The following is a 22,425-nucleotide window of genomic DNA, read 5'->3' on the forward strand; positions in this document are numbered from 1 at the left end:
GGGCCGCGACGCTGGGCATGGTGTTCTCGATCATGCTGTGGATGCCGTCCTGGGGTGGCATGATTAACGGCCTGATGACGCTTTCGGGCGCATGGGACAAGCTGCGCACCGACCCCATCATCCGCATGATGGTGGTGGCCGTCGGCTTCTACGGGATGGCGACGTTCGAAGGGCCGATGATGTCGATCAAGGCGGTGAACAGCCTGTCGCATTATACCGACTGGACCATCGGGCACGTCCACTCTGGCGCTCTGGGCTGGAACGGGATGATTACCTTTGGTGCGCTGTATTATCTGACGCCGCGCCTGTGGGGCCGTGACCGGCTGTATTCGCTGTCACTGGTGTCGTGGCACTTCTGGCTGGCGACCATCGGGATCGTCCTTTACGCCTCGTCCATGTGGGTGACGGGCATCATGGAAGGGCTGATGTGGCGCGAGGTGGACTCGCAGGGCTTCCTGGTCAACGCATTCGCTGACACCGTGGCCGCGAAACATCCGATGTATGTGGTGCGTGCGCTGGGTGGTGTGCTGTATCTGATCGGCGGCGTCATCATGTGCTATAACCTGTGGGCCACTGTCGCCAGGCAGCCCAAGGTCAACCCGACGGCCGTTGCCGTTCCGGCCGAATGATGCGGGGGGATTGAAAAATGGGTATCCTTGACAAGCACAAGATCATCGAAAAGAACGCGACCCTGCTGTTGGTCGGGTCGTTTCTGGTGGTGACCATCGGCGGTATCGTTGAAATCGCGCCGCTGTTTTACCTGCAAAACACCATCGAACAGGTTGACGGCGTGCGCCCCTATACGCCGCTGGAACTGACCGGGCGCGACATCTATGTGCGCGAGGGCTGCTATGTCTGCCATAGTCAGATGATCCGCCCGATGCGCGACGAGGTAGAACGCTACGGCCACTATTCGCTGGCGGCGGAATCTATGTATGACCACCCGTTCCAGTGGGGGTCAAAGCGGACCGGGCCGGATCTGGCCCGCGTCGGTGGCCGCTATTCGGACGAATGGCACTATGACCACCTAGTTAACCCGCAGTCGGTGGTGCCGGAATCGATCATGCCGGCCTATGGCTTTCTGGCCAATCGCGTGATCGGCCCGGAACATGTCGCGCAGCGTCTGACCGCAGATTCCCGCGTCGGTGTCCCCTATACCGAGGAAATGATCGCCTCGGCCGCGATGGATTTCCGGGCGCAGGCAGACCCGGATCAGGACGCCAGCGGTTTGCAGGAACGCTATCCGGGGGCGCAGCAGCGCAACTTTGACCGTCAGCCGGAACTGACGGAAATGGACGCGCTGATCGCCTATTTGCAGGTGCTGGGCACGATGGTCGATTTCTCGACCTTCGAACCGGACCCGACGCGGTAAGGGGGCGTCATGGAACGCTATACCTTTCTACGTCAGTTGGCGGACAGTTGGGTGCTGCTGGCACTGACGCTGTTTTTCATTGGCGTGATCCTGTTCGTATTCCGCCCTGATTCGCGGCGGCTGCAACGCGACGCGGCGGAAAGCATTTTCCGTAATGAGCAAAGACCCGCCTCGGCGGATAGCAAGGAGGTCAACTGATGGCCGGCGAAAAAGACGATCACGACAGCCCGGCGAACCCGGACAACCAGATCTCGCTGGAGCGTCAGGCGGCTGATGCGGATCACGCCGACAAGATTACCGGCGAACTGCCGCCGCGTCCGGCCCCTGATCACCCCGTTGCCCCTGAAAAGGCGCGGCATCAGCGACGCGCCCCCGGCGGGGCGGGCGTCGCGCGGCAGGAAACGCCCTCGACCGGGCATTCGTGGGACGGGATCACCGAATACGACAACCCGATGCCGCGCTGGTGGCTGTGGACCTTTTATGTCACCATCATCTGGGCGATTGGCTACATGATTATGTATCCGGCGATCCCGCTGGTGACGGGCAGCACGCAGGGCTTGCTGGGCTGGTCGGCGCGTCAGGAAGTCGCGGATGAAATCGAACGCTTTAACCAGAACAATGCGGCGATCCAGCAGGAACTGGCCAGCGTCGATCTGCTGACCATTCCCCAGAACCCGGAAATGCTGGCCTATGCCACCAATGCGGGCGCAGCGGTGTTCCGCACCTGGTGCGCACAGTGTCACGGTTCGGGTGCGGCTGGTTCACCGGGCTATCCCAGCCTGATCGACGACAGCTGGCTGTGGGGGGGCACGCTGGACGATATTCACACCACCATCCAGCACGGCATCCGTGACCCGCAAGACCCCGACACCCGCTATTCGGAAATGCCCCGGTTCGGTGCTGATGGTCTGCTGAGCAACGAGGAAATCGATAACGTGGTGCAATATGTGCTGTCGCTGTCGGGGGCCGAACATGATGCTCAACTGGCTGAGGCCGGTCAGCAGATCTATGTCGATAACTGTGTGGCCTGCCACCAGGAAGACGGTTCGGGCGATCAGATGCAGGGTGCTCCGGCGCTGAATGACCAGATCTGGCTGTATGGCGGCGATGCCGCTACGATCCGTCGCATTACCCATGATGGCCCGTTCGGCGTAATGCCGTCGTGGAACGCACGCCTGAGCGAAGCGGACATTCGTGCGGTTGCCACCTATGTTCACGGTCTTGGCGGCGGCGAATAAACTGCTGTCTTAATCCAAATTCCGCGCCGGTCAGCTGGCGCGGGATGGCACCGGCCCCCCGTCCTGTTCGCGCGTTTCCATGGGGGGCCGGTGATCTGATCTTGCCGCGCAGGCGCGGCAGATACCAGCACAAGAAAACGCGCATCAGCTATCCCTTATTGGGGATCATCTGCCGGATTTCCGTGCCAAGACCTGCGTTATTGCCGCATTTGTGCGCGTTTGTCAAAGATCGCCCGTAACCGTGACGCTTCGTCTGACAGGCCGAAGGGCGGGTTCACGATAAACATGCCTGATCCGACCATGCCATGCCCGGCGCGTGCCGGCGCAAAGCGAACCTCGGACCGCAGTGCCTGTGGGTGGGCTTGGGTCAGCATGTCGGCCATTGCTTGCTGGCGGTCATCGGTCAGGATCGGATACCACAGCGCCAGCACGCCGACATTCCATTTACGTGCGATACCGGCGATAAAGCCGGGCAGGGCAGCGTAGTCGGATTTGACCTCATAGCTGGGGTCGATCAGCATCAAGCCTCGGCGCGGCTCTGGCGGGCACAGGGCGCGGACCATGGCCAAGCCGTCCTGATGGTGAATTTTTGCGAAACCGGCCACTTGAGTCAGCGCGGCATGTTCGGCGGGGTGAAGCTCGGCCAGATGGGCACGGTCACCGGGACGCAGAAAATGCGCGGCAATCAGCGGGCTGCCGGGATAGGCACTGGCACCATATCTGGCCCGCACATCCTCTAGCGCTGCCAGCAGCGGGTGCCCGTCAGCCAGCCAGCCCTGCGTGGTGGCGCGGGTGATGCCTGCCGCCGCTTCGCCCGTGCGGACCGATTCGGCGCTGTCCAGCCGATACAGCCCGCGCCCGGCGTGGGTTTCCAGATAGGTCAGCGGCTTGTCCTTGCGGGTCAGGTAATCCAGCGCCGCCGCCAGCAGCGCGTGCTTGTGCAGATCGGCAAGGTTTCCGGCGTGATAGGCGTGCTGATAGCTGAGCATTGGCGTGGCATAGCGCGGCTGCGCCGAAAATAAAAGCGGCGACGCCCGAGGGAGGAGGAGGGCGCCGCCGCGAAACGCTGACCCGAAGGGAGGAGGAAGGGCCGCGTATGAATTGCGATGCCCCAGGGAGGAGGATGGGCGCATCGCGGTAACGGAAGGCCATGGGAGGAGGAGAGGCCCGCCGAACTGTTTGCCGGTTCCCCGGCAGAATTCCGGGCGGCGGTCCCCTGGGAGGAGGAGCGGGGACCGCCGCGGGTGATACCGGCCGGGAGGAGGAGGCCGTGTATCGGGTTGCAGCGCGCCCAAGGAGGAGGTGGGGCTGCGCCGCAGGAACGGAGGGCCAGGGGAGGAGGAAGGCCCGCCGATGTCGTTGCCGGCATTCCGGCGAAATCTCTTGCGACGGTCCCCAAGGGAGGAGGAAGAGGACCGTCGCTGATGCGTTTGCCCGAGGGAGGAGGACGGGCGCACACGTTTTCGATGACATCTCCTTGGGAGGAGGACGGAGCTGTCACCAAGAGCCGGATCAGAGGGAGGAGGTCGATCCGGTATTCTACGCCGGGGTTAACCGGCACTCGTTAACGGTTTACTTGCGTAACTTAACTTTGTTTGCCGTAGGCGGCTTCGTTCGCGATCGCTTTAATCATCGAGCGGTGGATGCCCAGATCTTCCAGATCACGGTTGGTCAGCGCATTCAGTTCGCGCAGGGTCTGCCGATAGACGGCGGCGCGGGCGCGGCTTTCCTGCATACGCTCGATCGCAGTCATCAGACGCGCACCAATGCCGTTCTGGCGGGCGCTGTTCTGGATGTGGTCGATTGCAGACATTGTCATATTCCTTACATTCTTTGGCGGGCAGGGGTCGTATTGCCCCGTTCCAAACCGGCTGGGCCTTGTGTTTGGTCCGTTGCCGTCTTCGAGATCAAAGATGGGGGAAATGCTGCGCTTGCACAATGTCGGGTTTGGTCACGCTGCCTTGCGCCAGATGCATAACTAGTGCTGACCTATTTGCGACAGAAGCACTGAAAATGCGCACAATTTAGTGAGGCACGGGCCGTTAACGTTAACAGTTTTGTAACGGATATGCGTCTGACGCCGGGTCACAAAAGTTGATTTATGTCAAATCACGGCTGCGGTTGCCGTTTGTGACGGTTTTCCTATGCTTGAGGGCAAACAGATCACAAAGGTGAAAAAATGAGTTTGTCCCGCGAAGTTGCCCTTAGGGAACTTTCTGAAATCAAGAGTCCGCGCGGCGGCACGCTGGTATCTGACGATCTGATCCGGGCGCTGACGGTCGAAAACGGAACGGTTCGATTCGTCATCGAGGTAGCCGATGCGGCCGAGGCTGCGGCGATGAAATCGGCCGAGGCCGAGGCGCGCCAGCGGTTGCAGGCCCTGCCCGGTGTGACCTCGGTTCAGATCGTGATGACGGCGCAGGCCGGGTCGGGCGGTCAGGTGGCGCGATCTTCGGGCGGCGGGCAGCCGCCGAGCCTCAAGATCGGTGGCCACCCCACGCCTCAGGCCGGGCCGCAGGCGATTCCCGGTGTGCGACACATTATTGCCATTGGTTCGGGCAAGGGCGGGGTCGGGAAATCGACCGTCACCTCGAATCTGGCGGTGGCGCTGGCGCGGGCCGGGCGGCGGGTCGGGGTGCTGGATGCCGATATTCATGGTCCCAGCCAGCCGCGGATGCTGGGTGTGTCGGGGCGGCCCGCCAGTCCCGACGGTCAGCGTATCGACCCGCCGCAGGCGCATGGTGTTACGGTCATGTCGCTGGGACTGATGATGAAGGATGGCGAGGCCGTCATCTGGCGCGGTCCGATGCTGATGGGTGCATTGCAGCAGATGCTGCAACAGGTGAACTGGGGCGAGTTGGACGTTCTGCTGATCGACCTGCCGCCGGGCACGGGGGATGTGCAGCTGTCGCTGTGCCAAAAGGCGCCGGTGACGGGGGCGATCATCGTTTCAACCCCGCAGGACGTGGCGCTGATCGACGCCCGCCGCGCGATTGACATGTTCGACAAGCTGAAGACTCCGGTTCTGGGGCTGATCGAGAACATGTCTGTTTATGTGTGCCCCAACTGCGGGCATCAGGCGCATCTGTTCGGCCATGGCGGCGTGCGCGCCGAGGCGGACAAGCTGGGCTTGCCTTTCCTTGGTGAAATCCCGCTGGAACTGGAAGTGCGTATTGCGGGCGATGCCGGGCGACCCGTTGCGGCGGGCGAAGGCGCGGTGGCTGATGCTTATGCGCATCTGGCGCAGCGGCTGGTTTCGGGCGGCATGGCCTGATTCTATGGCGCGGTCGCGCCCGAAGCTGCGTATTGGGGCAAACAGCAAGTCCTATGCGGTGTTCGGGCGCGGGCTGCGGATCAGGATTTGCAGCACGATGCCGATCATCAGCCCGTTCAGCACGTGCCACAGGAAATGTGTGCCAAGCGGGATCGCGGCGCAGATGTCGCGGTCCAGCGTCCGGGCCGTCAGGGATATAAGGAATACGACAAATCCCGTCAGCGCCCAGTTGCGCATCGGGTGGCGGCGGATCTGCATCAGCACGACAAAGAACAGGAACGCGATCACAGCGGGCAGGTATTGCAGCGAGCCGTTGAACGGGTCGGGGCGCGTGGGCTGCGCCGGGACTGCGGGGGCGCTGTCGCCCATGGCGTTCCAGATGGCGATGGCGGCGATCAGGGCGGCGCTGCCCAGCACGATCCGTCCCGGACGCAGGCCGCCCAGCCGATTCAGCGCCACCAGCACATAAAGCGCCACAAAGATCCAGATCGGCAGCACATCGGCCAGTGCGGACCAGCGGTTCGCGAGTGTGTGGAACAGAAATGAACCGATACCGATGCTGGCGGCCAATGCGATCAGCAGCCAGACCAGCGGGTTGGGTTCGTCGCGGCGGCGGGCCTCGGACCAGCCCCAGATCGCGGCAAGGATAAAGGACAGGTTGGTAATCGCGTTCAGCGGCTCGGCCCAGAAATGCGGGCCAAGGCGTTCGCAGTAAATATCGACAGGGGTGGTCCAATCCATCGCGCGGTCTCCGGGCTGCGGCTGGGGGAAGGTTAGGCGCAGGGCTGCCGCCGGGAAAGAGTGGGCGGCATGGGAATGCACGGGAACGGCGTTCGGGATTTTCCGGGAAAGGCGATGACGGCGGTGTGATTCGCTGTGATCCAAGAAAGAATCAGTGTGTTCATCAGTTGATTTTTTGCGTCGATCCTGGCGTCACCGGAGGAATTGCAAAGATATGGGGATTTTTTGCCACAGACCTTTTCGCCCTACATTCAGTGGCTCGTAACGCATTAACTACCATATAGGATTTCCTGTGGTCGCTGTTCTGCGCCTGTTCCGGCTGTGGTCGCTGGCGGGAAGACGCCTGAGCCCAGTTTGACCCGAATATTTCCGTTGCTTCCCGTGTTTTCCCATGTCACAACCGGATCACGGAAACGGGCAGTGACAGGGGCGCCAAGACCCCGACGAAGGCGAAGCAGGCTTCATACAGGCACCCGTTTTCAAACAATGATCCGGCGCGGCGCGGGCAGCACCTTCCCCGGGTGGCGCCAGAGCCGGACGACCCAGGAATGGGAACGAGGGCGGCGGATCGGGCGTGGCAGCGGCCCGATCCGCCCTTTCTCTTTCGGGCGGGCCGGAAGAGACGGGACAGTGAGGGCGGGCCGCGTGGCGCGAAAGTTCAGGGGCACAGAGACCGTCAGGGTCGATGGAAAGGGGCGGATGTCCGTCCCCGCCCGGCTGCGCCGCGTGTTTGACGCGGGCGATCCACAGTTCGCCGCCAATACTGCCGGACGCACCCAGATCGTTGCCGTGTATGGCCCTGACGACTGGAACTGGATCGAGCTTTACACCATCGAGGCCATTGACGAAATCGACAGCCAGATCGACCGTCTGGTGCGCGGCAGCCCTGAACGGCGCTGGCTGGAAACGCTGATGAACGGTCAGTCCACCGATCTGGAAATCGACAAGGAAGGCCGTCTGGTCCTGCCGCAAAAGCTGCGGGAAAAGCTGGGTCTGACCGAAAACACCGAAACCATTTTTGAAAGCCGGGGGGATTACGTTCAGGTCTATCACCCCGATTCCCGTCCGCACGATTCGCAGGCGCTGGAGGAATTCACCCACCAGCATGGATCGGGCTTTGATCCGCGCGCCTTTCTTGCGCGGGCGGGCGAGGGCTAGGCCGTGGCGGAGGCACCTCATATCCCCGTGCTGCTGGACCCGCTGCTGCGCGCGGTTCAGCCGGTGCGGGGCGTCTGGATCGACGGCACCTTTGGCGCGGGCGGCTATGCCCGCGGTTTGTTAGAGGCCGGGGCGGATCAGGTGATCGGAATCGACCGTGATCCGTCCGTGTTCGACATGGCGGCGGCCTGGGCCGGGGCCTATGGCGACCGGCTGCGGCTGGTTCAGGGGACGTTTTCCGATATGGACGTGCTGGCCGGTCAGGCGGTGGATGGCGTGGTTCTGGATCTGGGCGTGTCTTCGATGCAACTGGATCAGGCGGATCGCGGCTTTTCCTTTCTGCGTGATGGCCCGCTGGACATGCGGATGAGCGGGCAGGGCGACAGCGCCGCCGATTTGCTGAATTCGGTGCCCGAAGGCCGGATTGCCGATGTGCTGTATCATTACGGCGAGGAGCGTGCCTCGCGTCGGATCGCCCGCGCCATCGTTGCCGCGCGCCCGCTGACCCGCACCGCACAACTGGCCGAGGTGGTGGCATCCTGCCTGCCGCGCCCGAAACCGGGGCAGAGCCATCCAGCCACCCGCGCCTTTCAGGCGATCCGTATCTGGGTGAATGACGAATTCGGCCAGCTTGTCGCCGGATTGTCGGCGGCGGAACGCGCGCTGCGTCCCGGCGGGCGGCTGGCCGTGGTCAGCTTTCATTCGCTGGAAGACCGGATCGTCAAGCGGTTCCTGCAATCCCGCGCGGGCGGACAGGGCGGCAGCCGTTATGCGCCCGAGGTGGTGCAGGCCGCGCCTGCCTTTACCCTGCCGTTCCGGCGTGCCATCGGGGCTGATGATGCTGAACTGGCCGCCAATCCGCGCGCGCGCTCGGCGTTTTTGCGGGTGGGTATTCGCACCGATGCTCCGGCGGGGGCGGCTGATCCGCGCGATCTGGCGATGCCGTCGCTGCCGCAGGGGGGCGCGCGATGAGAACGCTGTTATATGTTGTCTGTCTGGCGCTGGTGATGGCACTGGCGTTCTGGGCCTATCGCGAGAATTATCGCACGCAATCCGCCATTTCGGAAAAGAACCGCACCGAACGCGAGATTGCGCAACTGCGCGAGGATCTGGGCGTTCTGCGCGCCGAATGGGCGTTTTTGAACCGGCCCGAGCGGTTGCGTGAACTGGTGGCGCTGAATTTCGATCAGCTTGGGTTGGTGCCGCTGCAATCGGGGCAGTTTCTGGACCTGAACCAGATCGACTATCCCACTGCCCCGCCGCCCGTCGATCCTTCTGGTGCCGATGCGCTGGACCCGACTGCCGACCGCACCGGCCGCCCGCCGCTGCGCCCTAACCGTTAAAGAGGCCGCCATGATCCGCACGCCCCTTCGCCCCTTGGCCCGTATCCTGAACGCCCGTGAAAAGGGCGAAAACCCCGATGCGATCGAGGCCGAAAACCGCGCGCGCCGTCATGCCGAGATTCAGGATGGCGCGCGCCGCCGGGCCGAAGGGCGGCTGGTGGTGATGGCGGCCTGCTTTGTGATCGCGTTTGGCACCGTCGGGGTGCGGATGGGGATGCTGGCCGCCTCGCAGCCGACCGAGCCGGTTTCAGCGGTCACGGGCACAGACATCATTTCGCAGCGCGCCGATATTACCGACCGCAAGGGGCGAATTCTGGCGACGAATCTGCTGACCCATGCGCTGTATGCCCATCCGCAGCAGATGATCGACCCGATCCGTGCCGCCGACGGGCTGGCCCGCATTTTCCCCGATCTGGACCGCGACAAACTGCGTGACGATTTCACCGGCGAGCGTAAATTCCTGTGGATTCGCAAGCGTCTGTCGCCGGAACAGATGCAGGCCGTCCATGACATCGGCGAACCCGGCCTGCTGTTTGGCCCGCGCGAGATGCGGCTTTACCCGAACGGGCATCTGGCCAGCCATATCCTTGGCGGTTCCGGCTTTGGTCAGGAAGGCGTTGCCAGTGCCGAGGTTCTGGGTGTGGCGGGCGTGGAAAAGGCGTTCGACGGCTGGCTGCGCGATCCGGCCCGCGACGGCGCGCCGCTGCAACTGTCCATCGACCTGACCGCGCAGCAGGCGATGGAGGAGGTGCTGGCATCCGGCATGAAGGTGATGAACGCCAAGGGGGCCACCGCCGTTCTGATGGAGGTTCAGACCGGCGAGATCGTTGCCATGGCCAGCCTGCCCGACTTTGACCCGAACGACCGCCCGCGCCCCTTGCTGACGGGCGATCCCTCGGACAGCCCGATCTTTAACCGCGCGGTGCAGGGGCAGTATGAGCTGGGGTCCACCTTCAAGATTTTCCCGGTGGCGCAGGCGCTGGATCTGCAACTGATCAACCCAAATTCGGGCATCAACACCACCAGCCCGATGCAGATCGGTAAATACCGCATCCGCGATTTCCACAATTATGGCCGCGAATTGTCGGCGACCGATGTGATCGTGAAATCCTCGAACGTCGGCACGGTCAGGATCGCGCAGATTCTGGGGGCTGAGCGGCAGCGCGATTTCCTGCAAAAGCTGGGGCTGTTCGAGGCCACCCCGATCGAAATGGTCGAGGCGCCCACGGGGCGCCCGCTGGTCCCGACTCGCTGGCCTGCGGTGACGGCGGCGACGGTTTCCTTTGGTCACGGCCTTGCTGCCAGCCCGCTGCATCTGGCCGCCGCCTATGCGACGATTGCCAATGACGGCAAGCGCGTCACCCCGACGCTGGTGCATGGCCGCGCCAGGCCCGAGGGTGAACAGGTCATGTCCCCGCGCGCCGCCAAGATGGCCGTGTCGATGCTGCGTCAGGTGGTCACGCGCGGCACTGCCCGTCAGGCCGAAGTGGCCGGGTATGAAATTGCAGGCAAGACCGGCACCGCCGACAAACCGCGCCCCGGTGGCGGTTATTACAGCGACAAGGTGGTGGCGACTTTTGCATCCGTCTTTCCGGCCTCGGCGCCGAAATATGTGCTGGTGGTGACGCTGGACGAACCCTCGGTCGGGCGGCTTGGCGGTGAAAGCCGCACGGCGGGCGCGACGGCGGTGCCGGTGGCTGCGGAAATGGTGCGGCGGCTGGCCCCCTTGGTCGGGCTGGCCCCGGTGACGGGCGACAAGCTGCGCACCATCGAGCCGCGTCGGCAGGTGCATGTTGAACCTGACCCCGCAGGCGGGCTACAGCGCGTGGCAAGCAACTGACGGGGGCGCGACATGGCGCAGATGGGACGTAAACTGTCGGAACTGGGGCTGCGCGCCTCGGGCGGGCGCGAGCCGGTTATCGCCGGGCTGGCGCTGGACAGCCGCGCCGTGCGGGACGGGTTCCTGTTTGCCGCGCTGCCCGGTTCGGCGGTCCACGGTGGCGAGTTCATCCAATATGCGCTGCGTCAGGGTGCGGCGGCGGTGCTGACCGACCGCAAGGGCGCCGATCTGGCCTCGGGCGTGCTGGCGGGCTGGGACGGCGCGCTGATCATCGCCGAAGACCCCCGCGCTGCGCTGGCCGGGGCGGCGGCGCTGTGGTTCGGCGCGCAGCCGGATGTGATGGTCGGCGTGACGGGGACATCGGGGAAAACCTCGGTCGTGAACTTCACCCGGCAGCTGTGGCAGGCGATGGGCATCCCCGCGATCAGCCTTGGCACGATGGGCGTTCAGGGCGATTTTCAGGCGAAACTGGCCCACACCACCCCCGACCCGCTGACCCTGCACCGGATATTGGCCGAGGCCGCAGCCGCAGGCGTCACCCATGCCGCGATGGAGGCATCCAGCCACGGTCTTGATCAGCATCGGCTGGACGGGGTGCGGCTGGTGGCGGGGGCATTCACGAACTTCAGCCAAGATCATCTGGATTATCACGCTGATTTCGAGGACTATTTCGCCGCCAAGGCGCTGCTGTTCACCCGCATTCTGGACGAAGGCGCGGGCGCGGTCATCAATATCGACGACCCGCGCGGCCAGCAGATGGCCGCCATTGCATTGGAACGCGGCTTGCGCCTGACCACCGTGGGCCGGGCAGAGGGGGCCGACCTGCGCATTCTGGGCCAGCGGTTCGACGCCACCGGGCAGGATCTGCGCTTTTCCGTCGATGGTCAGGCGCATCTGGTCCGCCTGCCGCTGATCGGCGGTTTTCAGGCGGAAAACGTGCTGGCGGCGCTTGGCCTGGTGATGGCGTCTGGCACGGCCTCGGATGATGTGATCCCGCATCTGCCCGCCATCAGCACCGTGCGCGGCCGGATGGAACTGGCCGCTCTGCGCGAAAACGGCGCGGCGGTGTTTGTCGATTACGCACACAAGCCCGGCGCGGTGGTGGCGGCGCTGCAATCGCTGCGCCCGCATGTCATGGGCCGCATCATTGTCGTTCTGGGCGCGGGCGGCGACCGCGACCGTAGCAAGCGCCCCTTGATGGGCGAGGCGGCGCGCGAATTTGCCGATGTGGTCATCATCACCGACGACAACCCCCGCACCGAAGACCCCGCCGCCATCCGCGCCGAGGTGCTGGCCGGTGCTGGTCCTGAGGCAACCGAAGTCCCTGATCGTGCCGAGGCAATCCTGCGCGGCGTCGATGCGCTGCAACCGGGCGATGCGCTGCTGATCGCGGGCAAGGGGCACGAGACCGGCCAGATCATCGGCAGTGACGTTTACCCCTTTGACGACGCAGAGCAGGCCAGCGTGGCCGTCGCCGCGCTGGATGGCAAGATATGACCCTGTGGACCGCAACCGATGCCGCCGCCGCCACCGGCGGGCGCGCCACCACCGACTGGGCCGCCAGCGGCATCAGCATCGACACCCGCACCATTCGCCCCGGCGATCTGTTCGTCGCCCTTTCCGCCGCCCGTGACGGCCATGATTTCGTCGCCGCCGCCTTGGCGCGGGGGGCCGCCGCCGCGCTGGTCAGCCGCGTGCCGGACGGGGTGCCGGATGGCGCGCCGCTGCTGATCGTCGATGACGTCACCGCCGCGCTGGAACGGCTGGGCATCGCGGGCCGGGCGCGGCTGCAAGGGCGGGTGCTGGCGATCACCGGGTCCGTCGGCAAGACCTCGACCAAGGACATGGCCGCCGCCGCGCTGGCCGGGCAGGGCCGCATCCACGCCGCCGAGGCGTCGCTGAACAACCACTGGGGCGTCCCCCTGACGCTGGCCCGGATGCCCGCCGACACGGATTTCGCCATCATCGAGATCGGCATGAACCACCCCGGCGAGATCGCCCCCTTGGCCCGCATCGCCCGCCCGCATGTGGCGATGATCACCACCGTCGCCGCCGCCCATCTGGAAGCCTTTTCCAGCGTCAGCGACATCGCCCGCGAGAAAGCCTCGATCTTTGCCGGGCTGGAACCGATGGGCAGCGCCATCATCCCAGAGGATCTGGACGTAACCCCGATCCTGCGCGACGGCGCGGATGCCGTGGGCGCGGTCGTCACCGGCTTTGGCGCATCTGGCGCGGCCCGCCCCCTGACCGTGACGCCCGATGGCGATGGCACGCAGGTCCGCGCGCGCATCCTTGGCGAGACCACCGATTTCCGCCTCGCCAGCATGGGCGCGCATTTCGTGATGAACGCGGTCGGCGTCCTGACCGCGCTTGTGCAACTTGGCGCCGATCTGACCGCATCCTCTCAGGGTCTGGCACGCTGGCAACCCTACAAGGGTCGCGGCGCGGTGGAACAGTTTGGCGACATCACCCTGCTGGACGACAGCTATAACGCCAACCCCGCCAGCCTTGCCGCTGGTCTGGCGACGCTGGAGCGTCTGCCGCCCGGTCGCCGCGTCGTGATCCTTGGCGACATGCTGGAACTTGGCCCCGACGAGATTGCCATCCACCGCGATATCGCCACTTGGCCGGTCATGGGCGAAATCTCGCTGGTCCATGCCTGCGGCCCTCGAATGCGCGCGATGTTTGGTGCGCTACCTGTTGAAAAGCAAGGCATCTGCACCGAGACTGCCGACGGGCTGATTGCCCGCGTCAGCGAGCTGACCCAACCCAAAGACGTGGTGTTCGTCAAAGGGTCCAAATCCTCGCGCGTGGCGGCGGTCGTTGACGCCTTGCGTAAAACTTGGCACAGGCCCGCGCCTGACACAAAGGATTAACGATGCTCTATTGGCTCAGCGGGCTGTCCGAAGGCGGCGATCTGTTCAACCTGTTTCGCTATATCACCTTTCGCGCGGGGGCGGCGTTTTTCACGGCGCTGCTGTTCGGGTTCATCTTTGGTAAACCGCTGATTAACTATCTGCGCCGGGTGCAGAAAAAGGGTCAGCCGATCCGCGACGACGGCCCCGAGGGCCATTTCGTCAAGGTCGGCACGCCGACCATGGGCGGGCTGCTGATCCTGTCGGCGCTGTTCACCTCGACCCTGCTGTGGGCGCGGCTGGATAACGGCTATGTCTGGATCGTCTTGCTGGTGACGCTGGCCTATGCGCTGATCGGCTTTGCGGATGATTACGCCAAGGTGACGAAACAACACCACGCCGGCCTGTCGGGCAAGGTGCGGCTGGGTCTGGGCGTTCTGATCGGGCTGGCGGCATCGGTCGCGGCGATGATGCTGCATCCCGCCGGGCTGACCGGACAACTGGCTATGCCGGTGTTCAAGGACGCGCTGATTAACCTGTCGTGGTTCTTCCCGGTGTTCGGAATGCTGGTGATTGTCGGGTCCGCCAATGCGGTGAACCTGACCGATGGGCTGGACGGTCTGGCGATCATGCCGGTGATGATCGCCGCCGGAACGCTGGGCGTGATCGCCTATACCGTGGGCCGCGTGGACTTTACCAATTATCTGGGCGTCCACCATGTGCCGGGGACGGGCGAGATTCTGATTTTTGTGTCTGCCCTGATCGGCGGCGGGCTGGGCTTTCTGTGGTATAATGCCCCCCCCGCCGCCGTGTTCATGGGCGACACCGGATCACTGGCCTTGGGCGGCGCGCTGGGCGCCATCGCCGTCGTCACCAAACACGAAATCGTCCTCGCCATCGTCGGCGGGTTGTTCGTCGTCGAGGCGCTGTCGGTCATCATCCAGGTGCTGTATTTCAAACGCACCGGCAAGCGCGTGTTCCTGATGGCCCCGATCCACCACCATTTCGAGAAAAAAGGCTGGGCCGAGCCGCAGATCGTTATTCGGTTCTGGATTATTTCGCTGGTGCTGGCGTTGATCGGGTTGGCTACGTTGAAGTTGAGGTGAGGGGGGATGGCAAACACTGATGCCATGGAAATGGTAGAAACGCGTGAAGATCGAGCCATTCGACGTGGGGCCCAGATTGACGAATTAGCAGCCAGAGTAACGCGCCTCGCTGGCGTAGCCGCGATTGCAGCATTGGTGCTGGAACACGGTCGAAAAAATTTTGAACAGCTTCTTGCCACCTTATCGATAGACGTTCCGGGCTTGGCAGGAACGCTTGCCAGCGTTGCCACGCTTTCAATGATCACACTTACACTTATGCAAGCCTACAGTGTTACTGCGCTTTTAGGCCAGCGGCTCCGTGAGATGAAACCAAAGAAAAATCTAGTTGCAAGAATTGCCTATCCAGTCGCGGCATTTCTTGTCATCATTGGTAATGCTCTCGTTTTTTCTGTGATCTATTCCCTCATTGCTGAGTGACGCGATGATCCCCGTCCAACACGTCACAAACCAGACCATCGCCGTCCTGGGCCTCGGCCGCTCGGGCAAAGCCACCGCTGCCGCCCTTGCCGCTGGCGGTGCGCAGGTCATCGCTTGGGATGACGGCAATGACACCCGCGCGCAGGCCGAGGCAGACGGCCTCACCATCCGCGATCTGACCCGAGACGACGCTTGGGAAGGCGTCACCGCCCTGATCGTCTCCCCCGGCATCCCGCATCTTTACCCGCGCCCGCATCCCGTCATTGCCAAGGCGCTGGAGCTTGGCATCCCGGTCGATAACGACATCGGGCTGTTCTTCCGCAGCTTTGCCACGACCGACTGGCATGATTTCGACCGGACGCCGCAGGTGATCGCCGTGACCGGCAGCAACGGCAAATCCACCACCACCGCGCTGATCCACCATATCCTGCACGAATGTGGCCGCCCGACGCAGATGGGCGGCAATATCGGCACCGGGGTTCTGTCGCTGGACCCGGCGCATGATGGCGAAGTCGTCGTGCTGGAACTCAGCAGCTATCAAACCGATCTGGCCCGCGCGCTGACCCCGGATGTGGCGGTGTTCACCAACCTCTCGCCCGACCATCTGGACCGGCATGGCGGGCAGGGCGGTTATTTCGCGGCCAAGCGGCGGCTGTTCGCAGAGGGCGGGCCGGACCGGGCGGTGATTGGCGTCGATGAGGTCGAGGGGCGCTATCTGGCGAACCAGATGGCGATGGCGCCCGGCGATGACCGGGTGATCCGCGTGTCGGCGGGGCAAAAGCTGGACGGGCCGGGCTGGTCGGTCTTCGCGCGCAAGGGATTTCTGGCCGAATATCGCAAGGGGCGGCAGGTGGCCTCGGTCGATCTGCGCAGCATTCCCGGCCTGCCCGGCGCGCATAACCACCAGAACGCCTGCGCCGCATGGGCCGCCTGCCGCGCCGTGGGCCTCGCCCCGCGCGAGATTGAGGCGGCGATGCGCAGCTTTGCCGGGCTGCCGCACCGCAGCCAGACCGTGGCCGAGATCGGCGGCGTGCGCTGGGTCAACGATTCCAAGGCGACGAATGTGGATGCCGCCGCCAAGGCTTTGGGTGCCTTTCCGCGCATCCGCTGGATTGCGGGGGGGCTTGGCAAAGATGGCGGTATCAGCGCGCTGGCCCCGCATCTTGGCCATGTGGTCAAAGCCTATCTGATCGGCCATTCCGCCCGCGATTTCGCGTTGGAACTGGGCCAGACCCCCTATGAGATCGCCGAGACGATGGACACCGCTGTCGCCCATGCGGCGGCCGAGGCAGAGCCGGGCGATGTCGTGCTGCTGGCCCCGGCAGCGGCGAGTTTTGACCAATATCCGAATTTTGAAAAGCGTGGCGAGCATTTTGCGGCGCTGGTCGCGGCGTTGAGCTAGCCGGGGGGCTGTCTGCCCCCCATCGCCGTTCCGGCGATTCCCCCCGAGGATATTTGCAAACGAAAGACAGCCCGTCCGGCGGGCGCGTCTGAAAAATGCAGATTGGGTAGTAGCGCGGCGGGTTCTTTCGCGCTATGCTGCCCGGCACGAGACCCGGAAAACCGGGCGAGGCAGAGGCAGTGACGGCGGTATTCCCATGACCGAGATGGTCTTTGGTGCTGCGCCCGTGCGGGCGGGCGACCCTATTCTTCCGCGTTGGTGGCGCACAGTGGACCGCTGGGCGTTGGCCTGTGTGCTGGGCCTGTTCGCCATCGGCTTGTTGCTGGGGCTGGCGGCCTCGGTTCCCTTGGCGGAAAAGAACAATCTGCCGCGATTCTATTACGTCAGCCGACAGGCGTTTTTTGGCGGTGTCGCCCTGATGGTGATGATCGTTATTTCGATGCTGAACCCCAGGCAGGTGCGGCGGATTGGTGTGCTGGGCTTTGTGGCGGCCTTTCTGGCGGTTCTGGCCTTGCCGATGATCGGCACCGATTTCGGCAAGGGGGCCGTGCGCTGGCTGTCCTTCGCCGGGGTTTCGGTGCAGCCGTCCGAATTTCTGAAGCCCGGCTTTGTGGCGATTGCGGCCTGGTTCATGGCCTCGGCGCAAGAGGTGGGCGGGCCGCCGGGGCGGCTGTATTCCTTTTTTCTGACGGTGGTTATCGTATTGATGCTGGCGTTCCAGCCCGACTTTGGGCAGGCTACGCTGGTTCTGTTCGCTTGGGGCGTGATGTATTTCGTCGCTGGTGCGCCGATGACGGTGCTGCTGATCGTGGCCGGGCTGGCGGGTTTGGGCGGTATGTTCGCCTATGGCGCATCGGAACATTTTGCCCGTCGTATTGACGGTTTCCTGACGGCCGAGGTCGATCCGCGCACGCAGCTTGGCTATGCCACCAATGCGATTCAGGAAGGCGGTTTCTTTGGCGTCGGCGTGGGCGAGGGCACCGTCAAGTGGTCGCTGCCGGATGCGCATACTGATTTCATCATCGCGGTCGCCGCCGAGGAATATGGCCTTATCATGGTGCTGGCGATTATTGCGCTGTATGGGGTGATCGTGTCGCGGTCGCTGCTGCGGCTGATGAAAGAGCGTGATCCCTTTACCCGCATTGCCGGAACCGGGCTGGCCTGTGCCTTTGGCGTGCAGGCGCTGGTGAATATGGGTGTGGCCGTGCGGCTGTTGCCGGCCAAGGGGATGACGCTGCCTTTTGTCAGCTATGGCGGGTCGTCGGTGATCGCATCCGGCATCGCCATGGGGATGCTGCTGGCGTTGACCCGATCGCGCCCGCAGGGCGGCATCACCGATATTCTGAGGCATCGCTGATGACTGGCGGGCTGGCTTTGATCGCTGCCGGGGGCACCGGCGGGCATATGTTTCCCGCCCAGTCCTTGGCCGAGGTGCTGCTGGATCATGGCTGGCGGGTGATCCTGTCCACCGATGATCGCGGCGCGCGCTATGCCGGGGCTTTTCCGGATGCGGTGGCGCGGCAGGTGGTGGCGTCTGCCACCACGGCGCGCGGCGGGCTGATCGGCAAGCTGAGCGCGCCCTTTGTCATTGCGGGCGGCGTGGCCTCGGCCATCGCGCAGTTCCGGCGTGACCGGCCCGATGTGGTGGTCGGCTTTGGCGGCTATCCGACGATTCCGGCGCTGTCTGCGGCGATTGCCCTGCGCATCCCGCGCATGATCCATGAACAGAACGGCGTCATGGGCCGCGTCAACCGCCGTTTTGCGCCGCGTGTGAACCGGGTGGCCTGCGGTATCTGGCCGACGGCGCTGCCCGCGGGTGTTACCGGCATCCACACCGGCAACCCGGTGCGCCGCACCGTGCTGGATTTCGCGGGCGCGCCCTATGCCGCGCCCGGCGACGGCCTGCTGAACATCCTGATTATTGGCGGCAGCCAAGGCGCGCGCGTTTTGTCTGACGTGGTGCCTGCCGCGATTGCCGGCCTGCCGGATGATCTGCGCGCCCGGCTGCGTGTTGCCCATCAGGCCCGCCCCGAAGATGGCAAGCGCGTCACAGCCGCCTATGCCGAGGCAGGCATTACCGCCGAGGTGCAGCCGTTTTTCGATGATGTGCCGCGCCGTCTGGCCGATGCGCAGCTGGTCGTCAGCCGGTCGGGGGCATCCTCGATCGCCGACATTACTGCTGTCGGGCGCCCGGCTATCCTGATCCCCTATGCTGCCGCCGCTGGCGATCATCAGTCCGCCAATGCGCGGTCTTTGGCCGATGCAGGCGGGGCCGAGGTTCTGCCCGAATCGGTGCTTGACGCAGCCAGCCTTGCGCGCGACATCCACGCCATCCTGACCGACCCCACCCGCGCCCGGCATATGGCCGGTGCCGCCTTGTCGCTGGGCCGCCCTGACGCCGCCCGCCGTCTTTTCGATCTTGTCACGGAACTGAGCCAATGAACGCTGCCGCAGCCACGAAACTTCCCGGTGAACTTGGGCCGATCCATTTTGTCGGCATCGGCGGCATCGGCATGTCGGGCATCGCCGAGGTGCTGATGACGCTTGGCTATGATGTGCAGGGGTCGGACGCGAAGAAATCCAAGATCACCGACCGGCTGGAAACGCTGGGGGCGCGCATCTTTGAAGGGCAGCGGGCCGAAAACATTGGTGACGCGGGCGTCGTGGTCATCTCGACCGCGATCAAGAAGGACAACCCCGAACTGGTCGAGGCACGCCGCCGTGGCCTACCCGTCGTCCGCCGGGCCGAGATGCTGGCCGAACTGATGCGGCTGAAATCCAACGTCGCCATCGCCGGGACGCATGGCAAGACCACCACCACCACCATGGTGGCGACGCTGCTGGATGCGGGCGGCATCGATCCGACAGTGATTAACGGCGGCGTTATCCATGCCTATGGGTCCAACGCGCGGGCCGGGGCAGGGGAATGGATGGTGGTCGAGGCCGACGAATCCGACGGCAGTTTCAACCGGCTGCCCGCGACCATCGCCATCGTCACCAATATCGACCCCGAGCATATGGAGCATTGGGGCAGCTTTGACGCGCTGCGCAAGGGGTTCTACGATTTCACTTCGGGCATCCCCTTCTACGGTCTGGCCGTGCTTTGCACCGACCATGCCGAGGTGCAGGCGCTGGTCGGCAAGCTGACCGACCGTCGCGTGACCACTTTTGGCTTTAACGCGCAGGCCGATGTGCGCGCGCTGAACCTGCGCTATGAAAAGGGCGTGGCGCATTTCGACATCGCCTTGCAGGGCGAAGCCGTGCTGAACGACGGCGAGGTCCCGTTGATCGAGGGCTGCACCCTGCCCATGCCCGGCGATCACAACGTCTCTAACGCGCTGGCCGCCGTCGCCGTCGCACGCCACCTTGGCATGAAACGCGCCGAAATCCGCGAGGCGCTGGCGAAATTCGGTGGTGTGGGCCGGCGCTTTACCCGCGTGGGCGAGGTGAACGGGGTGACGATCATCGACGATTACGGTCATCACCCGGTCGAAATCGCAGCGGTGCTGAAAGCTGCGCGTCAGGCCACCGAGGGCCGCGTCATCGCCGTGCATCAGCCGCACCGCTATTCGCGCCTGTCCAGCCTGTTCGACGATTTCTGCACCTGCTTTAACGAGGCCGATGTCGTTGCCATCGCGGAGGTTTATTCGGCGGGCGAAGACCCGATCCCCGGTGCCAGCCGCGACGATCTGGTCGCCGGACTGATCGCCCACGGCCACCGCCATGCCCGCGCCATCTTGTCCGAAGAGGATCTGGAACGGCTGGTCCGCGAACAGGCGCGCCCCGGTGACATGGTTGTCTGCCTTGGCGCGGGCACCATCAGCGCATGGGCCAACGCCTTGCCCGAGCGGCTGTCCGAAAAGGCTGCGTAATGCCACCTGTCGTGGCTTTGCTGGCAAGCGGTGTCTGGCTGCTGGTCGCCTTGCTGATCCCATTCGTGTCGCTGCGCTGGCGCGCGGCGGTGGTCTGGGGAATGGTGCTGGCCGGTGTGCCGATCCTTGGCTGGCTGACGCTGCATTGGGGGCCGGGGCCGGGTATCGCGGGTTTTGTACTGGGGCTGCTGGCGCTGTATCTGCCACCACGGCGGCGGCGCGATGCCTGATCCGGAAAGCATCTATGGAATCTGCCTTGCGGTCCTGCTGGGGGCCGGGGCGCTGATGGCGCTGCTGGGGGCCATTGCCGGCCGCCACTGGCTGATCGTCGGGTTCATCGTGCTTCCGCTGCCGGTCGGCATCCTGTTGTCCGACCGCGCGCAAGACGGGCTGTCCGCCTGGATTGGCTGGATGCTGGCGGTGGTGGCGGCGACTGGGTTCGGCGGCTGGTGGCTGGTGCGCGCAGGCTATTTTGGGTGGTTCGGGGCGTTGATGACCGTGACCGTGGCGCTGTTGCTGGCCGGATTGCTCGGGCCGTTCATCGCGCCCTCATACGGGTTTTTGCCGAATCTTGGCTGGTGGCTTGGTCTGTGGATGGGCTGCGCGCCGACGCTGTTCGGGCTGATGGCGGGCGGGCTGATCGGCTGGTGGCAGAAACGCCGCGCGATCTGAGGGCAGCGGTGCGGCGACGGCTGGCCGTGGCGCCAGTGCTGCCCGCCATGCGCCGGATCGCCCTCCGTTTTTGTTGTGCGGCGCGCGCCGAGTCCGGCCGCTTTGCCCGGTGGCGTTGCGCCCATGCCCTTGGCGGGGTATCACTGCGGGTCGAGAAAGGACCGGATCATGACCCCGATGCCCCAGCCGCGCGGCACCCTGACGCCCAATCGTCCGCTTGACGGCCTGACATGGCTGCGCGTCGGCGGCCCGGCCGACTGGCTGTTTCAGCCCGCCGATGGCGACGATCTGGCCGCGTTTCTGACTGCGCTGGACCCTGCCGTTCCGGTGTTTCCGATGGGCGTCGGCAGCAATCTGATCGTGCGCGACGGCGGCATTCGTGGCGTGGTGATCCGGCTGGGCCGCGCCTTTAACGGTATCGAGATCGAGGGGGATACCGTCACCGCCGGGGCGGCGGCGCTGGATTCTCATGTCGCACGCCGCGCGGCCGAGGCGGGACTGGATCTGACCTTTCTGCGCACGATTCCCGGCAGCATCGGCGGCGCGGTGCGCATGAATGCGGGCTGCTATGGCGCTTATGTCGCGGATTATCTGGTCGAGGTGCGGGCGGTGGCGCGCGACGGGCGGGTGCTGACGATTCCCGCCGCCGATCTGCATCTGGCCTATCGCCAGTCCAGCCTGCCCGAAGGTTGCGTGCTGACCGAGGCGGTTTTCCACGCACCACGGGGTGACAGCGACGCGCTGCACGAAAAAATGGCCGATCAGATTGCCCGCCGCGATGCCAGCCAGCCAACGCGGGATCGCAGCGCCGGTTCGACCTTTCGCAACCCCGCCGGGTTCAGCTCGACCGGGCAGGCGGATGACACGCATGACCTGAAGGCGTGGGCGCTGATCGACGCGGCGGGCCTGCGTGGGCACAGCTGGGGCGGGGCGCAGATGTCGGAAAAGCACCCGAACTTTCTGGTCAACACCGGCGGGGCCAGTGCCGAGGATCTGGAATCACTTGGCGAACTGGTCCGTCGCCGGGTGCTGGAACACAGCGGCCACGACCTGCAATGGGAGGTGATCCGCATCGGCGATCCCCTGCCGGGGCATCAGCCAGAGTGATTCACCCCTTATGCCTGAATTTTACGGG

The 22,425-nt window shown here is 64.6% G+C and carries 23 protein-coding genes; 20 read left to right on the plus strand and 3 right to left on the minus strand.

The features are described 5' to 3' along the window. From Q4G22_RS10405 to ccoP, 4 genes are all read left to right on the plus strand, one after another. Nucleotides 1–629 (plus strand): cbb3-type cytochrome c oxidase subunit I (locus tag Q4G22_RS10405; protein WP_303385840.1); only part of this gene is annotated, 629 nt, incomplete at its 5' end. Between the two features lie 17 nt (nt 630–646). Further along, nucleotides 647–1,372, plus strand: coding sequence for a cytochrome-c oxidase, cbb3-type subunit II (ccoO, locus tag Q4G22_RS10410; protein WP_303361054.1), 726 nt, complete (start codon nt 647–649; stop codon nt 1,370–1,372). Nucleotides 1,373–1,381: 9 nt separating this feature from the next. After that, nucleotides 1,382–1,570, plus strand: coding sequence for a cbb3-type cytochrome c oxidase subunit 3 (locus tag Q4G22_RS10415; RefSeq protein ID WP_303385841.1), 189 nt, complete (start codon nt 1,382–1,384; stop codon nt 1,568–1,570). Continuing rightward, on the plus strand, nt 1,570–2,610 hold the full coding sequence (ccoP, locus tag Q4G22_RS10420; RefSeq protein ID WP_303385842.1) for a cytochrome-c oxidase, cbb3-type subunit III: 1,041 nt from the start codon (nt 1,570–1,572) through the stop codon (nt 2,608–2,610). Before Q4G22_RS10415 ends, ccoP begins: the two co-directional genes overlap by 1 nt. A 197-nt stretch (nt 2,611–2,807) precedes the next feature. On the opposite strand, the gene rlmJ is transcribed toward ccoP, so the two are convergent. Together rlmJ and Q4G22_RS10430 are read right to left on the minus strand one after the other, a co-directional pair. Further along, nucleotides 2,808–3,599, minus strand: coding sequence for a 23S rRNA (adenine(2030)-N(6))-methyltransferase RlmJ (gene rlmJ / locus Q4G22_RS10425; RefSeq protein WP_303385843.1), 792 nt, complete (start codon nt 3,597–3,599; stop codon nt 2,808–2,810). A 596-nt stretch (nt 3,600–4,195) separates the two neighbouring features. Continuing rightward, a complete protein-coding gene (locus Q4G22_RS10430) occupies nt 4,196–4,423 on the minus strand; it encodes a DUF1127 domain-containing protein (RefSeq protein ID WP_303385844.1) in 228 nt (75 codons plus the stop codon). A 366-nt stretch (nt 4,424–4,789) separates the two neighbouring features. Between Q4G22_RS10430 and Q4G22_RS10435 the strand changes: the two genes are divergently transcribed. Next, nucleotides 4,790–5,884, plus strand: a complete 1,095-nt coding sequence (locus tag Q4G22_RS10435) for an Mrp/NBP35 family ATP-binding protein (RefSeq protein ID WP_303385845.1) — start codon at nt 4,790–4,792, stop codon at nt 5,882–5,884. Between the two features lie 51 nt (nt 5,885–5,935). Here Q4G22_RS10435 and Q4G22_RS10440 read toward each other — a convergent pair whose 3' ends face one another. Then, entirely contained in the window at nt 5,936–6,625 is a 690-nt protein-coding gene (locus tag Q4G22_RS10440) for a ceramidase domain-containing protein (protein ID WP_303385846.1), read from the minus strand. A 486-nt stretch (nt 6,626–7,111) separates the two neighbouring features. Here Q4G22_RS10440 and Q4G22_RS10445 point away from each other — a divergent pair, with 486 nt between their 5' ends. The 15 genes from Q4G22_RS10445 to murB all read left to right on the plus strand — a co-directional run bounded on the left by Q4G22_RS10445 (nt 7,112) and on the right by murB (nt 22,397). Continuing rightward, the gene (locus Q4G22_RS10445) at nt 7,112–7,783 is read left to right on the plus strand and encodes a division/cell wall cluster transcriptional repressor MraZ (protein WP_303385847.1); all 672 of its coding nucleotides are present in this window, start codon (nt 7,112–7,114) and stop codon (nt 7,781–7,783) included. Between the two features lie 3 nt (nt 7,784–7,786). Continuing rightward, nucleotides 7,787–8,755: a 16S rRNA (cytosine(1402)-N(4))-methyltransferase RsmH gene (gene rsmH / locus Q4G22_RS10450; RefSeq protein WP_303385848.1), complete on the plus strand. Its 969-nt coding sequence runs from the start codon at nt 7,787–7,789 to the stop codon at nt 8,753–8,755. Next, entirely contained in the window at nt 8,752–9,126 is a 375-nt protein-coding gene (locus Q4G22_RS10455; protein WP_303385849.1) for a cell division protein FtsL, read from the plus strand. Before rsmH ends, Q4G22_RS10455 begins: the two co-directional genes overlap by 4 nt. A 10-nt stretch (nt 9,127–9,136) precedes the next feature. Continuing rightward, the gene (locus Q4G22_RS10460) at nt 9,137–10,966 is read left to right on the plus strand and encodes a penicillin-binding protein 2 (protein WP_303385850.1); all 1,830 of its coding nucleotides are present in this window, start codon (nt 9,137–9,139) and stop codon (nt 10,964–10,966) included. Nucleotides 10,967–10,978: 12 nt separating this feature from the next. Then, nucleotides 10,979–12,463, plus strand: a complete 1,485-nt coding sequence (locus tag Q4G22_RS10465; RefSeq protein WP_303385851.1) for a UDP-N-acetylmuramoyl-L-alanyl-D-glutamate--2,6-diaminopimelate ligase — start codon at nt 10,979–10,981, stop codon at nt 12,461–12,463. Then, nucleotides 12,460–13,842, plus strand: a complete 1,383-nt coding sequence (murF, locus tag Q4G22_RS10470) for a UDP-N-acetylmuramoyl-tripeptide--D-alanyl-D-alanine ligase (protein WP_303385852.1) — start codon at nt 12,460–12,462, stop codon at nt 13,840–13,842. Before Q4G22_RS10465 ends, murF begins: the two co-directional genes overlap by 4 nt. 2 nt (nt 13,843–13,844) lie before the next feature. Further along, nucleotides 13,845–14,927: a phospho-N-acetylmuramoyl-pentapeptide-transferase gene (mraY, locus tag Q4G22_RS10475; protein WP_303385853.1), complete on the plus strand. Its 1,083-nt coding sequence runs from the start codon at nt 13,845–13,847 to the stop codon at nt 14,925–14,927. Between the two features lie 6 nt (nt 14,928–14,933). Then, nucleotides 14,934–15,344: a hypothetical protein gene (locus tag Q4G22_RS10480; protein WP_303385854.1), complete on the plus strand. Its 411-nt coding sequence runs from the start codon at nt 14,934–14,936 to the stop codon at nt 15,342–15,344. Nucleotides 15,345–15,348: 4 nt separating this feature from the next. Then, nucleotides 15,349–16,746, plus strand: a complete 1,398-nt coding sequence (gene murD / locus Q4G22_RS10485) for a UDP-N-acetylmuramoyl-L-alanine--D-glutamate ligase (protein ID WP_303385855.1) — start codon at nt 15,349–15,351, stop codon at nt 16,744–16,746. A gap of 196 nt (nt 16,747–16,942) precedes the next feature. Then, nucleotides 16,943–18,103, plus strand: a complete 1,161-nt coding sequence (locus Q4G22_RS10490) for a putative peptidoglycan glycosyltransferase FtsW (RefSeq protein ID WP_303385856.1) — start codon at nt 16,943–16,945, stop codon at nt 18,101–18,103. Continuing rightward, the gene (locus Q4G22_RS10495) at nt 18,103–19,188 is read left to right on the plus strand and encodes a UDP-N-acetylglucosamine--N-acetylmuramyl-(pentapeptide) pyrophosphoryl-undecaprenol N-acetylglucosamine transferase (protein ID WP_303385857.1); all 1,086 of its coding nucleotides are present in this window, start codon (nt 18,103–18,105) and stop codon (nt 19,186–19,188) included. Before Q4G22_RS10490 ends, Q4G22_RS10495 begins: the two co-directional genes overlap by 1 nt. Beyond that, on the plus strand, nt 19,185–20,618 hold the full coding sequence (gene murC, locus Q4G22_RS10500; protein WP_303385858.1) for a UDP-N-acetylmuramate--L-alanine ligase: 1,434 nt from the start codon (nt 19,185–19,187) through the stop codon (nt 20,616–20,618). Before Q4G22_RS10495 ends, murC begins: the two co-directional genes overlap by 4 nt. Next, nucleotides 20,618–20,848, plus strand: a complete 231-nt coding sequence (locus tag Q4G22_RS10505; protein ID WP_303385859.1) for a DUF2484 family protein — start codon at nt 20,618–20,620, stop codon at nt 20,846–20,848. The genes murC and Q4G22_RS10505 overlap by 1 nt, the downstream gene beginning before the upstream one ends. Next, nucleotides 20,841–21,290 (plus strand): hypothetical protein, encoded by a 450-nt coding sequence (locus Q4G22_RS10510; protein WP_303385860.1) that lies wholly within the window; start codon nt 20,841–20,843, stop codon nt 21,288–21,290. Before Q4G22_RS10505 ends, Q4G22_RS10510 begins: the two co-directional genes overlap by 8 nt. A 168-nt stretch (nt 21,291–21,458) precedes the next feature. Continuing rightward, nucleotides 21,459–22,397, plus strand: a complete 939-nt coding sequence (murB, locus tag Q4G22_RS10515) for a UDP-N-acetylmuramate dehydrogenase (protein ID WP_303385861.1) — start codon at nt 21,459–21,461, stop codon at nt 22,395–22,397. Nucleotides 22,398–22,425 lie beyond the last annotated feature (28 nt).

This window comes from Paracoccus sp. (in: a-proteobacteria) (assembly GCF_030538655.1).
Taxonomy (GTDB): Bacteria; Pseudomonadota; Alphaproteobacteria; order Rhodobacterales; family Rhodobacteraceae; genus Paracoccus.